The organism is Vibrio iocasae (genome assembly GCF_042245395.1).
Classification (GTDB): Bacteria; Pseudomonadota; Gammaproteobacteria; order Enterobacterales; family Vibrionaceae; genus Vibrio; species Vibrio iocasae.
Window position 1 is genome coordinate 3,407,567 of sequence record NZ_CP145311.1, and the last position, 15,938, is coordinate 3,423,504.

The 15,938-nt window shown below is 45.0% G+C and carries 16 protein-coding genes; 12 read left to right on the top strand and 4 right to left on the bottom strand.

The window, feature by feature from the left end; all coding sequences use genetic code 11:
- Positions 1-101: 101 nt before the first annotated feature.
- The 7 genes from acs to fis all read left to right on the top strand — a co-directional run bounded on the left by acs (position 102) and on the right by fis (position 7,281).
- On the top strand, positions 102-2,045 hold the full coding sequence (gene acs / locus SNR28_RS25460; RefSeq protein WP_375751740.1) for an acetate--CoA ligase: 1,944 nt from the start codon (positions 102-104) through the stop codon (positions 2,043-2,045).
- A gap of 329 nt (positions 2,046-2,374) precedes the next feature.
- Positions 2,375-2,827: a type II 3-dehydroquinate dehydratase gene (gene aroQ, locus SNR28_RS25465; protein WP_375751742.1), complete on the top strand. Its 453-nt coding sequence runs from the start codon at positions 2,375-2,377 to the stop codon at positions 2,825-2,827.
- Positions 2,828-2,886: 59 nt separating this feature from the next.
- Complete coding sequence (gene accB, locus SNR28_RS25470; protein WP_375751743.1) at positions 2,887-3,357, top strand: acetyl-CoA carboxylase biotin carboxyl carrier protein; 471 nt, start codon at positions 2,887-2,889, stop codon at positions 3,355-3,357.
- A 14-nt stretch (positions 3,358-3,371) separates the two neighbouring features.
- Positions 3,372-4,715, top strand: a complete 1,344-nt coding sequence (gene accC / locus SNR28_RS25475; protein ID WP_375751744.1) for an acetyl-CoA carboxylase biotin carboxylase subunit — start codon at positions 3,372-3,374, stop codon at positions 4,713-4,715.
- Positions 4,716-4,962: 247 nt separating this feature from the next.
- Positions 4,963-5,850: a 50S ribosomal protein L11 methyltransferase gene (gene prmA, locus SNR28_RS25480; RefSeq protein WP_375751746.1), complete on the top strand. Its 888-nt coding sequence runs from the start codon at positions 4,963-4,965 to the stop codon at positions 5,848-5,850.
- A 143-nt stretch (positions 5,851-5,993) separates the two neighbouring features.
- Complete coding sequence (gene dusB / locus SNR28_RS25485; protein WP_375754177.1) at positions 5,994-6,962, top strand: tRNA dihydrouridine synthase DusB; 969 nt, start codon at positions 5,994-5,996, stop codon at positions 6,960-6,962.
- Between the two features lie 22 nt (positions 6,963-6,984).
- Positions 6,985-7,281: a DNA-binding transcriptional regulator Fis gene (fis, locus tag SNR28_RS25490; RefSeq protein WP_271696698.1), complete on the top strand. Its 297-nt coding sequence runs from the start codon at positions 6,985-6,987 to the stop codon at positions 7,279-7,281.
- A 128-nt stretch (positions 7,282-7,409) separates the two neighbouring features.
- Here the strand turns inward: fis and SNR28_RS25495 are convergent, their stop codons facing one another.
- On the bottom strand, positions 7,410-7,751 hold the full coding sequence (locus tag SNR28_RS25495) for a YggL family protein (RefSeq protein WP_375751747.1): 342 nt from the start codon (positions 7,749-7,751) through the stop codon (positions 7,410-7,412).
- Positions 7,752-7,796: 45 nt separating this feature from the next.
- Positions 7,797-9,056 carry a hydroxymethylglutaryl-CoA reductase gene (locus tag SNR28_RS25500; RefSeq protein WP_375751749.1) on the bottom strand — a complete coding sequence of 420 codons (1,260 nt, stop codon included), beginning with the start codon at positions 9,054-9,056 and terminating at the stop codon, positions 7,797-7,799.
- Positions 9,057-9,226: 170 nt separating this feature from the next.
- Here SNR28_RS25500 and SNR28_RS25505 point away from each other — a divergent pair, with 170 nt between their 5' ends.
- The 3 genes from SNR28_RS25505 to SNR28_RS25515 are packed head-to-tail and all read left to right on the top strand — an operon-like array spanning position 9,227 to position 11,613.
- Positions 9,227-9,967, top strand: coding sequence for a hypothetical protein (locus tag SNR28_RS25505; protein WP_375751751.1), 741 nt, complete (start codon positions 9,227-9,229; stop codon positions 9,965-9,967).
- 51 nt (positions 9,968-10,018) lie between these two features.
- Positions 10,019-10,948, top strand: a complete 930-nt coding sequence (locus tag SNR28_RS25510; RefSeq protein ID WP_375751753.1) for a hypothetical protein — start codon at positions 10,019-10,021, stop codon at positions 10,946-10,948.
- Positions 10,949-10,950: 2 nt separating this feature from the next.
- Complete coding sequence (locus SNR28_RS25515; protein ID WP_375751754.1) at positions 10,951-11,613, top strand: hypothetical protein; 663 nt, start codon at positions 10,951-10,953, stop codon at positions 11,611-11,613.
- A 61-nt stretch (positions 11,614-11,674) separates the two neighbouring features.
- Here SNR28_RS25515 and SNR28_RS25520 read toward each other — a convergent pair whose 3' ends face one another.
- Both SNR28_RS25520 and zntR read right to left on the bottom strand, forming a co-directional pair.
- A complete protein-coding gene (locus tag SNR28_RS25520; protein WP_375751755.1) occupies positions 11,675-12,058 on the bottom strand; it encodes a hypothetical protein in 384 nt (127 codons plus the stop codon).
- A 100-nt stretch (positions 12,059-12,158) separates the two neighbouring features.
- Entirely contained in the window at positions 12,159-12,560 is a 402-nt protein-coding gene (gene zntR, locus SNR28_RS25525) for a Zn(2+)-responsive transcriptional regulator (protein ID WP_375751756.1), read from the bottom strand.
- Positions 12,561-12,755: 195 nt separating this feature from the next.
- Here zntR and purH point away from each other — a divergent pair, with 195 nt between their 5' ends.
- Together purH and purD are read left to right on the top strand one after the other, a co-directional pair.
- Positions 12,756-14,348, top strand: a complete 1,593-nt coding sequence (purH, locus tag SNR28_RS25530; RefSeq protein ID WP_375751757.1) for a bifunctional phosphoribosylaminoimidazolecarboxamide formyltransferase/IMP cyclohydrolase — start codon at positions 12,756-12,758, stop codon at positions 14,346-14,348.
- A 285-nt stretch (positions 14,349-14,633) separates the two neighbouring features.
- Positions 14,634-15,923, top strand: a complete 1,290-nt coding sequence (gene purD, locus SNR28_RS25535) for a phosphoribosylamine--glycine ligase (protein ID WP_375751759.1) — start codon at positions 14,634-14,636, stop codon at positions 15,921-15,923.
- Positions 15,924-15,938 lie beyond the last annotated feature (15 nt).

Genomic DNA, 15,938 nt, shown 5'->3' on the forward strand with positions numbered 1-15,938 from the left:
ACATTGTATTAACAGAGGCAACTGTACCCTACAAACTCAACATCAGTTGTCACTGTCAGCCCATCAAATGGAAAATTGCTGAATTCACAAGGAGAGAAGCAATGAGCGTGTATCCGGTCAAAGAAAATATAAAAGCAGAGACTCACATCGATAACGATACCTACCTGACTATGTATCAACAATCCGTCAGTGACCCTCAGGGATTCTGGGGAGAGCACGGCAAGATTGTCGACTGGATAAAGCCTTTCACAGAAGTTAAGAGCACTTCATTCGATACCGGACATGTTGATATTCGCTGGTTTGAAGATGGCACGCTTAACGTCTCAGCTAACTGTATTGACCGTCACCTTGCCGAGCGTGGCGATGATGTCGCGATTATCTGGGAAGGTGACGACCCAAATGATGATAAGACTCTTACCTTTAATGAACTGCACAAAGAAGTATGTCGTTTTTCAAACGCACTAAAAGAAAATGGCGTACGAAAAGGTGATGTCGTTTGTCTTTACATGCCAATGGTACCTGAAGCAGCGGTTGCTATGCTTGCATGTACCCGTGTTGGTGCTGTCCATACCGTTGTATTTGGTGGATTCTCTCCAGAAGCTCTTTCCGGTCGTATCATTGACTCTGATGCTAAAGTCGTAATTACTGCTGACGAAGGTGTTCGTGGCGGCCGCGCCGTTCCTCTTAAAAAGAATGTGGACGAAGCACTAACTAACCCAGAAGTTAAAACCATTGAAAAGGTACTTGTTCTTAAACGTACTGGTGGTGATGTTGCATGGCACGAGCATCGCGATGTTTGGTGGCACGAAGCAACAGCAAATGTATCTGACGATTGCCCACCTGAAGAGATGAAAGCGGAAGACCCTCTATTTATCCTTTATACATCTGGATCAACAGGTAAACCTAAAGGTGTGCTACATACTACTGGCGGTTACTTGGTTTATGCCACAATGACGTTTAAGTATGTGTTCGATTATCAGCCGGGTGAAACCTTCTGGTGTACTGCTGATGTTGGCTGGATTACCGGACACACTTATCTGATTTATGGTCCGCTTTCAAACGGTGCCAAAACTATCCTGTTCGAAGGTGTACCTAACTATCCAAGCACCGCTCGTATGAGTGAAGTGGTCGATAAGCACCAGGTCAACATCCTTTACACAGCTCCTACTGCAATCCGTGCGCTTATGGCTAAAGGTGATGAAGCTATCGAAGGCACTACCCGAGACAGCTTGCGCATCATGGGTTCTGTAGGTGAACCAATCAACCCTGAAGCTTGGGAGTGGTACTACAAGACTATAGGTAACGAGAAGTCTCCTATCGTAGATACATGGTGGCAAACTGAAACAGGCGGCATTCTGATTACACCACTACCAGGTGCTACCACGCTGAAGCCTGGATCAGCAACTCGTCCATTCTTCGGTGTTCAACCAGCGCTAGTCGATAACATGGGTAATATCATCGACGATCAGGCGGCAGAAGGTAACCTGGTAATTCTTGATTCATGGCCAGGTCAGATGCGTACCGTTTATGGTGACCATGAGCGCTTCGAGCAGACATATTTCTCCACCTTCCGTGGCATGTACTTTACTGGTGACGGTGCTCGCCGTGATGAAGATGGCTACTACTGGATTACTGGCCGTGTAGATGACGTACTAAATGTATCTGGTCACCGCATGGGTACTGCAGAGATTGAATCCGCTTTGGTAGCGTTCGAAAAGATTGCTGAAGCTGCGATTGTGGGTGTTCCACATGACATTAAAGGTCAGGCTATCTACGCTTACATTACACTTAATGCTGGAGAGTACCCAAGTGCAGAACTTCATAAAGAAGTGAAAGATTGGGTAAGAAAAGAGATTGGTCCAATTGCAACACCAGATGTACTGCACTGGACAGATTCACTACCGAAGACACGTTCAGGTAAGATCATGCGTCGAATTTTGCGTAAAATCGCAACCGGTGACACAAGTAACCTTGGTGATACTTCAACGCTGGCAGATCCAAGTGTGGTTGATAAGCTGATTGCTGAAAAAGCAGAGATGTCTTAAACCGTACTTCCAGATAAACGTATAACAACTGGTCCGCTACCTTAATCAGGTAGCGGGTTTTTTATTTTTTTACTATTTGTCTTCATTTCAGATCATCAATTTTTCATAGCGCTAACAACTCTCTGTCGTTGAAAGTGTTAACTGCGCTACACTTTTGCCCACTCACTCATGGTGATTAGACCAGTAAATTGCTGCTATTTGCTGTGAATTAACTATAATCTTGGTCTAAAATGTTTGATGACTACATTTTTACTGGAAATTAGCGACAAAAGTTCAAATAATAGTCGGTAACTTATCTTACAATCCATTTAAAGGAAGATGACCTCAAGATGACTGCAAAATCGCGCATTCTACTCTTAAACGGTCCAAATCTTAACCTACTTGGTGTTCGCGAGCCTGGTCACTACGGCTCACAAACCCTGGGTCAGATCGTAGAGAACCTTACCGAACAAGCCAATCAAGCTAATATTGAACTGACGCACCTACAGTCTAATCGTGAATACGAACTCATAGAGGCCATTCATGACGCTTTCCAGAAAGTAGACTTCATCATCATTAACCCAGCGGCGTTTACCCACACAAGTGTGGCAATACGTGATGCTTTGCTGGGCGTTAATATCCCCTTTATTGAAGTACATTTATCAAATGTACATGCCAGAGAACCTTTCCGTCACCACTCTTATCTTTCTGATAAAGCGGTTGGCGTTATTTGTGGGCTCGGTGCACAAGGGTACGAATTTGCGTTGAACGCAGCAATTAAGCAACTGCGTTCTCAATCTTAACGAACTTTAATCACTTCACTCTGTCTCAGAGTGCAAGTCTTAATAAAAGAGAAAGAAAAATGGATATCCGTAAAATTAAAAAGCTTATTGAATTAGTTGAAGAGTCTGGCATTGCTGAGCTGGAAATCTCTGAAGGTGAAGAGTCCGTACGCATCAGCCGTAATGGTACTGCACCAATAGCAGCACCTGTTCAATACGCTGCGGCACCTGCACCTGTTGCAGCACCTGCACCAGCGGCTGCTCCGGCAGCAACTGAAGCAGCAGCACCTGCGGCTCCAGCGGCATCTGAACCTGCTGGTCACAAAGTTCTTTCTCCAATGGTTGGTACTTTCTACCGCGCTCCAAGCCCAGAAGCTAAGCCATTCGTAGAAGTTGGTCAGCAAGTAAATGCTGGTGACACTCTATGTATCGTTGAAGCAATGAAGATGATGAACCAGATCGAAGCTGACAAGTCTGGTACTGTTGTAGCAATTCTGGCTGAAGACGGCGACCCAATTGAGTTCGATCAACCACTTGTTGTTATCGAATAATCGAGGTCGAAACTATGTTAGATAAATTAGTCATCGCGAACCGAGGTGAAATTGCACTTCGTATTCTTCGCGCATGTAAAGAGTTAGGCATCAAAACGGTTGCTGTACACTCAACAGCTGACCGCGATCTTAAGCACGTACTGCTGGCAGATGAAGCTATCTGTATCGGTCCTGCTCGCGGTATCGACAGCTACCTAAACATTCCTCGCATCATCTCTGCGGCTGAAGTAACAGGTGCGATTGCCATCCACCCGGGTTACGGCTTTTTGTCTGAAAATGCAGACTTTGCTGAGCAGGTTGAACGTAGCGGCTTTATCTTCGTTGGCCCTAAAGCTGAAACTATCCGCATGATGGGTGACAAAGTTTCTGCTATCACCTCAATGAAGAAAGCGGGCGTTCCATGTGTACCTGGTTCTGACGGTCCACTAGACGACGATGCAGAAAAAAACAAAGCACACGCGAAACGTATCGGCTACCCGGTAATCATCAAAGCCTCTGGTGGTGGCGGCGGTCGCGGTATGCGTGTTGTACGTAGCGAAGCTGAACTTGTAGAAGCAATTGCTATGACTCGTGCAGAAGCAAAAGCTGCGTTCAACAATGACATGGTTTATATGGAAAAATTCCTTGAGAACCCTCGTCACGTTGAAGTTCAGGTTATTGCTGATGGTCAGGGCGGTGCTATCCACCTTGGTGAACGTGATTGCTCTATGCAGCGTCGTCACCAGAAGGTTGTTGAAGAAGCTCCGGCTCCGGGTATCACTGCCGAAATGCGTAAGTACATCGGTGAGCGTTGTACTCGTGCATGTATCGAGATTGGCTATCGTGGCGCTGGTACTTTTGAGTTCCTATATGAAAACGGTGAGTTCTACTTTATCGAGATGAACACACGTATTCAGGTAGAGCACCCTGTTACTGAAATGGTCACTGGCGTAGACCTTATCAAAGAGCAGCTTCGTGTTGCTGCTGGTCAGCCTTTGTCTTTCACTCAGGACGATATCAAGATTCGCGGCCATGCCGTTGAATGTCGTATCAACGCAGAAGATCCAGAACGCTTCCTGCCTTGTCCGGGTAAGATCGAGCGTTTCCACGCTCCGGGCGGTATGGGTGTACGTTGGGAATCTCATATCTACACGGGCTACACAGTACCACCTCATTACGATTCAATGATCGGTAAACTGATCACGTTTGGTGAAAACCGTGATGTAGCAATTGCACGTATGAAGAATGCTCTGGGCGAAATGATCGTTGAAGGTATTAAGACAAACGTACCTCTTCAGCAAGAGATCATGAACGACGAGAACTTCCAGCATGGTGGAGCTAATATCCACTATCTTGAGAAGAAGCTTGGTCTTCAGTAATCGCTGAGTACATATATAGAAGAAGGGAAGCTGCGGCTTCCCTTTTTGTTGTCCGAATCTTTTCGGGAAATGGTTGGTATCGATAAGCAGACCCTCCTCGCTCAAGGATGGCGAGGTGGAGCCCCATGGATGGGTTTATGCGAGTCTGCGTTCGATACCAGCCCTTTCCTGTCACTGAATTCGATTGGTATTCACTGAGATTCTGCTAAAATTCACGCAATTTCCCATTATCAAACCGAGAATTCCCATGCCTTGGATTCAAATCAAACTCAATGCAACTGACCAGAACGCTGAACAAATTGGCGATATGTTAATGGAACAAACTGGCGCACTGTCCGTTACTTTTCTTGATGCCAAAGATACCCCAGTATTCGAGCCTCTTCCGGGCGAGACACGCCTTTGGGGTGAAACTGATATCGTTGCTCTATACGATGCAGAAATCGACACAGCGTTGGTTCTGGAGCAGATCAGAGGCTCTAATATGCTTGAAGAAGGCTTTGCACATAAAGTAGAGCAACTTGAAGACAAAGACTGGGAACGCGAGTGGATGGAAAACTTCCACCCAATGAAGTTTGGTGAGCGACTATGGGTATGCCCAAGCTGGCGTGAAATCCCAGAACCAGATGCGGTAAACGTTATGCTTGATCCTGGTTTGGCATTTGGTACGGGTACCCACCCTACTACTTCACTGTGTCTTGAATGGCTGGAAGGTTTAGATCTAGAAGGCAAAACCGTAATCGACTTCGGTTGTGGTTCAGGCATTCTGGCTATAGCAGCTATCAAGCTAGGTGCCGCTAAGGTTATCGGTATCGATATTGATCCCCAGGCAATTATTGCGTCCACAGCAAATGCAGAGCGAAATGGTGTCGCAGATAAGCTAGAGCTTTTCCTTCCACAAGATCAACCTGATAACCTGATTGCCGACGTAGTGGTAGCGAACATCCTTGCTGGCCCATTAAGAGAGCTTTCTGGCGTCATCAAAGGTCTGATTAAACCAAATGGTCTTCTTGCAATGTCCGGTGTTTTAGATACTCAGGCAGAGGATGTGGCGAACTACTACAGAGACGAGTTGGAAGTTGAACCTATCGTTGAGATGCAAGAATGGTGTCGCATTGCAGGGCAGAAAAAAGCATAGATCACACTTTTGACCTTTTTAATTGCCTGAAAAATAGGCGATTTAGCAAATTAAATTGTAAACGCTCAAAATTTAGTCTTTTCACGCATCAAAAAAATGCGTAAAATGCGCGCCCTTGCTGGTGTAGAACTGTGATTGACGTTTTGAGAATCGGAAACTATCAACTAAAGAATAATCTTATCGTTGCCCCTATGGCAGGAGTCACCGATAGACCTTTTCGAGAGTTGTGTCTTCGATACGGTGCGGGCATGGCAGTCAGTGAAATGATGTCATCTAACCCTCGCATGTGGAAAACATCAAAGTCCCAACAACGCATGGTACATGAAGGCGAATCGGGCATTCGCTCCGTACAGATTGCGGGCGCAGATCCACAGCTTATGGCAGAAGCAGCTCAGTATAGTGTTGAGAACGGTGCTCAAATCATCGATATCAACATGGGTTGCCCTGCCAAAAAAGTGAATAAGAAGCTAGCGGGTTCGGCACTACTTCAATATCCGGAAATCATAAAAGAGATTTTAACGGCGGTAGTAAATGCTGTAGATGTCCCTGTGACACTAAAAACCCGTACTGGCTGGGATACAGACAATAAAAACTGTGTCCAGATCGCTAAGTTAGCCGAAGACTGCGGCATACAAGCTCTCGCCTTACACGGGCGTACCAAGGCTTGCATGTACAAAGGAGAGGCAGAATACGAAAGCATTAAAGCGGTTAAGGAAGCTATTTCCATCCCTGTCATTGCCAATGGTGATATCGACAGCCCGGAAAAAGCAAAATATGTGCTGGAGTATACCGGTGCAGACGCTTTAATGATCGGACGACCAGCCCAGGGGCGTCCTTGGATTTTCCAGGAAATCCAACACTATTTGGAAAGCGGTACAACTATGCCAGATCTTCCAGTTGGGGAAGTGAAAGCAATTTTGCTTGGTCACGTTCAGGAGCTTCACCAGTTTTATGGTGACTATTTAGGCCCTCGCATCGCTCGTAAGCATGTAGGGTGGTACCTAAAAGAGCATGAACAAGCAAATGAGTTTCGCCGTACCTTCAATGCCATCGAAGCTGCCAATGAGCAGTTAGACGCATTAGAAGGTTATTTTGATAAAACTGCATCATAAACAGAGAAGAGCTAGACCGAATATGTTCGAACAAAATCTGACTTCCGAGCCACTAACAGTAACAACTGTAACTTCACAAGATCAAATCACACAGAAGCCACTACGTGACTCTGTTAAAGCTTCTCTTAAGAACTATCTTGCTCAGTTAAACGGTCAGGACGTCAACGACCTGTACGAACTAGTATTGGCAGAAGTTGAACAACCTCTACTAGACACAATCATGCAATACACTCGCGGTAACCAAACTCGCGCAGCAAACATGATGGGTATCAACCGCGGTACTCTTCGTAAGAAGCTAAAGAAATATGGCATGAACTAATTAGCTCTTGCTAACACATTACTTAAAAAGCCGTGTCTCCATAAGGAAACACGGCTTTTTTATTTGAACTCACATCAGAACCGAATACTGGAGAATTCCTGCTTGAGGTTTTACCTGTTAACTACAACTTAGAAGCTGTAGTTTGCATCCTCTAAGCCACCGATAGTTACATCAGAGATATCCGCTCTAGCTTCAAGCCATCTTTTAATACTGTCACGTTGTTCGTCAGTTGCTGAGCCGTACCTTGCTAGTGGACACAGAAAGCCTTCAAACTCTTCAAGTCCACCTCCGCCGAAACACAACCCTATTGATTCGATATAATCGATGAACTCATCCATAAACGCATCGTACGTATCAAAATCGTTAATGCTCGTCTTACAGCTAATTTCAAAGCCTAAAACGGCAAACTCTCCCAGGTATAGCTTTTTCTGAATTCTACGTTTTTTGTTATCTACTTTATTTGGTTTCATATTTTTCTCTTGTTCTAAAAAGTGTGGCATTCGATTGTTAATCACTTATCTAGCCAACTTATGGTGTGCTCGTGCGAAGTGGCCTGCACAAAAAGCACCTACAATGGATAATTCGCCCGCTAAACAGAGCGCGGCACACACCTCAGCTAACGCCTGTGATTTACCGTTACCATGCAACCCCATTATATCGAGACACGCTTTCTGACTAGGAAGTCCAGTGCCACCACCCACAGTACCAATCATCAGGTTTGGCAAGGTTACACTCGCGTATAGTCCGCCATCACGATTAACTTCCATCCGAGTAACACCGACAGCCGATTCTGAAACGCAGGCTGCATCTTGTCCGCAGGCTATATAAAAAGCTGCGAGTGCATTAGCATAATGCGCATTTATACCGATGGTCCCACTCAGGGTGCCTCCAACAGTCGTCATCTGACCGAACTGCTGCATCTTTTCAGGCGTTGTATGCAGATACTTCTGAACCAGCTCCGCGCTTATATGTGCTTCTGCTGTTACTTTTTTGCCACGCACGCTGCGTAAAGTCTGGCTATTGGCCTTTTTGTCACCTGAAAGGTTGCCATCTAAAAATGCGTATTCAGGCTCTACTGGGGTATTGGCTAATATAAACTCAAACACCGCGTTAGTCGCAATGGTAACCATGTTCTGTCCTGACGCATCTCCCGTCAGGTATTCAAAGACAAGATAGACATGATTACCTTCGATATTCACATTGATATCGATAAGCTTGCCGTGAGAAGTCGTCGCTTCAGCAAGCTGTTTGAACCGGTCGTATTGAGTAACGGCCCAGGCAACAAACTGTCCTGCATGGATCAAGTCATAAAATGCAAATCCAGGAGTACGCGTTACCCCTTCGTTCAACAGCATTGCGCTGACACCACCAGCAGCCGTAAGTAATTGTGCACCTCTGTTATATGACGCTACCAATGCGGCCTCTGTCGTCGCCAATGGCACCAGATAGTCGTCTTTGGCAAATAATCCATTCACTCTCAATGGCCCGGCAAGACCAACTGGCAGCTTTACGGTACCAATAAAGTGCTCAATGTTTTTATGATAAGCATCCGCTTGTTGCTTAGTATGCTCATCCAACAACTCTGATTTTAGTTCAGGTCTGTCCAACGCCTCCCAGCGACGTTCAATATTGGCCTTAGACAGTCTGGGGCTTCGTGTAATTTTGTTTTCGGCTTTATGGTGCTTCGGAGAAAGACTCTCTCGACATATGCCACCAGCAAGGTTGTCGCCAAAAAGGGGGCTATAGTCCCGGCGATGAAGTTCGTATTTAGGCATGGTAGTCCAGGATTATAATTTTTGCTGATTCTACTTGTTTCTCATTCCAACACAAGCCATGCAAAATTCGAATAACCAAAAGGCTTTTCTTTTATTGATAAGACCAAGATTGATTCGATCTTCCACCGCATCCATAATATTACTATTCCCAAACGTTTACTGAGTGTCATATGTCTTCAAGGTTCCTAGAATTAGCCTGGAAATACAAAACTGTTACGGCAGAAGAAAAACTACTTCTTGTTGCCCTTTCTGATTTAGCCGATAGGAAAGGGAACTTCAGTACGACCTACAGTGAACTGTCACAAATGATGTCAGCCTCAAACAGCTTAATTAATAACTGCTTTCAAAAACTGACACAAAAAGGTGGACCACTTCGTATACAGACATTACACGGGGAAGGAAACATTTCTGGCCAGCTGTTAACGGAAAGAGGCATTTCCAATGAAGGGATTAGCAGAGAGGAACAACAGAATCTGACAACGATGACAAACTACTACAATGCCAGTCATCAGCCCGCAGCGCCGAAACCATCAAAAGCCAAGTTAAATCGTTCTCAATTTGCTTATCAAAAGCCGCTCAAAGCGAACAAAAATGAAAAGATGATTAACATCATTGAGATCACTCCAAATGAAATTCCTAGCTGGGCTGAAACCACTATGTATACCAATGGCGTAAGAGGGCAAACTGAGATTTGGAAATCATTTGTTGAGGACGTTCATAACACAGGAGAGCAGCTGTTCCCGCAGTCGATGCTCAATGATCGTTTAACTCAGAAAATATTCCACTTCAAGAATGATGCCTTCAAGCCTTCTCGTGCAAGTCAGCCCGTTGTTAAACAATCTTCTCGTGACGAATACGAAGAAAAGCTAAAGAACCTTTATAATCAGTCAAAGTGTGACTGGGATGATTAATCTTTTTTATCGCTTTTCCTTAACCCCACCGTTAATTGCAGGTAAATCATAATGAGTAATAACGACAAGAAAAATTCACCTAAAGCGATGCATGAGGTAGTTGGTGGGGAAGATTTTAGCCAATATCTGCAACGCAGAGGTAAAGAGCTGAAAGAGAGCCAGCAAAAGAATGCACTTACCACTACAAGTAAAGCTCCGGCAACTCAAACTTATAGACCTGCAGAAATAAACCCGAAGACTAGTGCTCCTAAAGCTCAATTTACCGACAGAACCATTGAGCGACTGTCGGGTTTTAACAATGAGCAGCAGATTAAGATTCATCGCCTGTGGCAGGAAATGATGGACTTGTTCAGCAAGCCTAAGATTCGACAAGAGTTTGGTGATGAACCAGATATGCGTTTTATGACCTTTGCTTCTGATCTGACGAAGGAACAATACGAACGCTTGATGAATAACATCTATGAGCGCCTTGCATCGGGTAACGAATGGCCACCAGCAATGAAGTTGCTTGAAATGCTTATCGACACTCCAACCAAAGCTGAGATCATTAAAGCCAGACAACATCTGCTTGTTGAAGGTAAACCGGTTAACAGAGTAGAAAAGTTTATTCACAAACGTCGTTCAGGGGCTATCAGAAACCTTTCTGAACGTTATCTGGAGGTAGAGTTTGCGTCTCTTTACCGAGAAGCCTTCACCGAAGTGATGATCAATAACCTTGATATCATTCTTGATGAGAAAGAGAGCCTGGTTCAGGTCAATATAGACAATCAGCAAGAATTCGAAACGTCAATTGACAAGCAAAGAAACGACTTTGATCTCAGCACCCTTAAAAACAAAGGTAAGGTTGGCGAGAAACTTGACCGCATTCTGAAAAAGATTCAACAAAGTCACGATATCGAAGAAGTATCAGAAGAAGAACAGGCGAGCATTGAACAACAACGCTTGGCTCAACAAATATTAGACGGCAACTCAGAAAAGTAGTTATGCAAACATTTACCGTATTATCCCGAGAGAAAGACTACTTTAAGTGCACCAAAAATGGTTATTTCTGTCGCATTCTTATCGATGAGTTCAGCACCGATCTTCCTCTAGGTGAAGTGACATTGCATGTAGAAGAGATAACCAACAAGTATGAGCACTACGCTGCAGATGCCGTTTTCAAGCTTACATTACCCTATGCAGAGCAACACTCGATTGCTATCTGCACAATGAAACCCGGAAGAAAAAACCGTTTTACCTATGCTGCATGCATGCGCCTGGGTGGAAAGTGGGAGCGAGTTCTGAACGAATGGGTTTTCTCGGCCTCGGTTGAAGATAAAGTAAGGGAACTTGAAAGTATCATCCTATCAAAGAACGTCATTATTCAGGCGGAATTCAGGGAAAACATCAGTGTGACTGAAAAACCTTTAACTCTATTCGGGTTTGAGTTAGTTCAGCGCGTAGACGTGAACTATCAGGCCGTTCTTAATAAGGGCATTCGCCTTGTTAGTGGTAATCTTGTTCATATGGTAAGTCGACCTACTAAGACGGTAGTAGAAGCAGGAACCATAATTCGTATGCAGGTTCCAGAACGGATGCTGACATCAGCCGCATTTAAAGAAGATTATATTGGTGCGATAGATATTAGTAAAAAACGTAAACTTTAAACGCGTTAGGTCAGGCTGGTCTTCTTTGAGCTCACCAGCCTGAATTCAATTTTTTCAGAATCTAGATTTTAGATACGTCGTAGCCGTACTTAAACAAAAGCTCACGTTCTGTTTTGATCAGTAAAATACGATCTTGAATCAGCTCATCCAATGCAGCACATGGTTTTTGCGAAAGGTTTTCAAACTGCTCAAATGAGTCAGAGGCTTCTACCTCAGCAAACATAGCACTCAGAACATTTCTGGCCTCACAAGGATCGCTTTCCGTTTTAAAGTACTCAACACCCTTTACCGCATCTTTCATTTCAGCAAGCAGTTCTACTGGCTTATTTCCCTTAGCAATCAACAAATAATTGTCGAACACTCTCTTTGCGTAAAGAAGCTCTTTAAGTGGAATATCCCGACCGCTAATGATCTGGGACTGAGTAAGAATGTTACTGCTGCTCATGGCCTATCCTTGATTAAATCTATATTTAATTTGTTCTGTATAGTTGACTGTATATTTGCTCTGTTATCAACCTATTATTTTGCATTCAGGCTGAATATCGCTACTTTTTTAGCGCATTTAATATCGAGCAATGACTGGCGTCTTGCTCACGCAAGCCACAACAAGCATCATTAATCCGCTTAAGCGCACTTCTGATTCTAGTCAGCTCTGCGATTTTGCTATCGATCAGCTCTAATTTGGCACTGGTGACTGACTTAACCTCAGCGCAACTGTGCTCTGTGGCTTCCAATCTAATTTCTAGCAAAACTCGGATATCTTCAAGGCTTAGGCCCAGAGATTTGGCATTAAGAATAAAGTGTACCTTCTCAAGGTCTTCATCGCTGTATAACCTGTACCCAGAATCACTACGTCCACTAGGAACTAAAAGATTGTTCTTCTCATAAAACCGTAACGTATCCGCTGATACTCCACTCTTTTTTGATAACTCACCAATCAGAAACATATTGAAATTTACCTGCGCAATTCATATTTTGCATTATCCATCAACACCAGAAATTGGTATAAAAAGTAGGGAAAAATAATTATTTTTGTGATGCCAAACGATTGCGCGAGCATTTTTATTACAAATTCGTTAGAATACGCGCCATCAATTTTAGCCTTACTATCAACTCTGTGACTTTAAAGGAAAACGGAAGTAATGAATAACGCTCGCCCAATTCGTCGTGCGCTTATCAGCGTATCGGACAAAACTGGTATTGTAGAATTCGCACAAGCTCTTGCAGAACGTGGTGTGGATATTCTGTCTACTGGCGGTACTGCACGCCTTCTTGCTGAAAAAGGTATCAATGTAACTGAGGTTTCAGACTACACTGGTTTCCCTGAAATGATGGACGGTCGCGTTAAAACTCTTCACCCGAAAGTACACGGCGGTGTTTTAGGTCGTCGCGGTCAAGACGATGAAGTCATGGATAAACACGGCATCAACCCTATCGATATGGTTGTTGTTAACCTCTATCCATTCGCTGCAACTGTAGCGAAAGAAGGCTGCACTCTTGAAGATGCAGTAGAGAACATCGATATCGGTGGCCCAACAATGGTTCGTTCTGCGGCTAAAAACCACAAAGACGTCACTATTGTTGTAAACGCATCTGATTATGATCGCGTTATCACTGAAATGGATCAGAATGAAAAATCTCTGACTCTGGAAACTCGTTTCGACCTTGCTATCGCTGCATTTGAGCACACAGCGGCATACGACGGCATGATCGCGAACTACTTCGGTACTATGGTTCCTTCTTACGGTGAGAACAAAGAAGGGGATGAAGAGAGCAAGTTCCCTCGCACTTTCAACCAACAGTTTGAGAAGAAGCAGGGCATGCGCTATGGCGAAAACAGCCATCAGGCAGCCGCTTTCTACGTAGAAGCAAACCCAGAAGAAGCCTCTGTTTCTACTGCACGCCAAATTCAGGGTAAAGCACTTTCTTACAACAACATTGCTGACACAGATGCCGCTCTTGAGTGTGTGAAAGAGTTCGACGAGCCAGCATGTGTTATCGTTAAGCACGCTAACCCATGTGGCGTTGCTCTTGGTGAAGATATCCTTGAAGCATACAACCGCGCATACCAAACAGACCCGACGTCTGCATTTGGCGGCATCATCGCATTCAACAAAGAGCTGGATGCTGAAACAGCACAAGCTATTGTTGAACGTCAGTTCGTAGAAGTAATCATCGCACCTAAAGTTTCAGAAGCTGCGGTAGAAGTTGTTGCGGCTAAGAAGAACGTTCGCCTTCTAGAGTGTGGCGAATGGTCAACTAAGACAACTGGATTCGATGTTAAACGTGTAAACGGTGGTCTACTTGTTCAGGACCGCGATCAAGGCATGGTAACTCTAGATGACCTGAAAGTGGTTTCTAAGCGTCAGCCAACAGAAGAAGAGCTAAAAGATGCGCTATTCTGCTGGAAAGTTGCTAAGTACGTTAAGTCTAACGCTATCGTATACGCAAAAGGCGATATGACTATCGGTGTTGGCGCAGGTCAGATGAGCCGTGTTTACTCTGCGAAAATCGCAGGTATTAAAGCCGCTGACGAGAACCTTGAAGTTGCAGGCAGCGTAATGGCATCTGATGCATTCTTCCCATTCCGCGACGGTATCGACGCAGCGGCAGAAGCGGGTATCAAGTGTGTAATCCAGCCAGGCGGCTCAATGCGCGACCAGGAAGTTATCGATGCAGCCGACGAACACGACATGGCGATGATCTTCACCGGAATGCGTCACTTCCGTCACTAAGAGGCATGCGACCAGACTCTTTGCTCAAACCATTGAGTCTGGTATGCATTACCACGCGGAGCGTGGGAACGAGATTAAGTTATATACCTCTAAAAAAGTTTTTCATTTTAGAGCAGAGCCATTTCTTTTAGTTAAGGGAAATTAGCAAAGCTATAAAACAACTTTTAAACGTTAGAGCAAGTCAGCGCTTCTAGTTCAAGGAAAAAGCGCGGAGTTTACGATAGTAAATGAGCACTATTGACGCAGAAATAGACGCTCTGACGCAGCTATAAGGATTTAAAAAACATGAATGTACTGATTATTGGCGCCGGCGGCCGCGAACACGCTCTTGGCTGGAAAGCAGCACAAAACCCAGATGTTGAAACCGTATACGTTGCTCCTGGTAACGCTGGTACAGCATTAGAGCCTAAGCTGGAAAACGTAAACATTGGCGTTGAAGACATCGACGCACTGGTTGCCTTTGCGAAAGAAAAATCCATCGAGCTAACTATTGTTGGCCCTGAAGCACCACTGGTTATCGGTGTTGTAGACGCTTTCCGCGAAGCTGGCCAGCCTATCTTTGGCCCAACAAAAGCAGCGGCTCAGCTTGAAGGTTCAAAAGCTTTCACTAAAGACTTCCTTGCACGCCACAAAATCCCTACAGGTGAGTACGAAAACTTCACCGAAATCGAACCAGCTCTGGCTTATGTTCGTGAAAAGGGTGCTCCAATTGTAGTTAAAGCCGACGGCCTTGCAGCTGGTAAAGGCGTTATCGTTGCGATGACACTAGAAGAAGCTGAAGACGCAATCAAAGATATGCTTGCTGGTAATGCCTTCGGTGAAGCGGGTAGCCGCGTTGTCATCGAGGAGTTCCTTGAAGGTGAGGAAGCGAGCTTTATCGTAATGGTTGATGGCAAGAGCGTACTGCCAATGGCAACCAGTCAGGATCATAAGCGTGTTGGTGACAAAGATACTGGCCCGAACACAGGCGGCATGGGCGCATACTCCCCTGCTCCAGTTGTTACTCCAGAGATCCATGAGCGCATCCTTGAAGAAGTTATCTACCCAACGGTTCAGGGTATGGATGCGGAAGGTCACCCATACACTGGCTTCCTGTATGCTGGGTTAATGATTGACAAAGACGGTACGCCAAAGGTTATCGAATACAACTGTCGCTTCGGTGACCCTGAGACGCAGCCAATCATGATGCGTATGGAGTCGGACCTTGTTGATCTTTGTCTTGATGCCATTGATGAGAAGCTAGACCTATGTGAGTCACACTGGGATCCTCGTGCTTCTATCGGTATCGTACTTGCAGCTGGTGGTTACCCTGGTAGCTACAACAAAGGCGATGTGATCTCTGGGCTACCTCAGGCTGAAACTGAAGGTGAAAAGGTATTCCATGCCGGCACCTCTGAGAACGACGGTAACGTGGTTACAAACGGTGGTCGCGTACTGTGTGCTACGGCACTAGGAAATAGCGTCTCAGAAGCTCAACAGCGCGCTTACGAGCTTGCTAAGCAGATTAGCTGGGATGGAATGTTCCACCGCAATGACATCGGCTACAGAGCGATTGCAAGAGAACAGGAAAAGTAACTCTGTTCAGAGCAA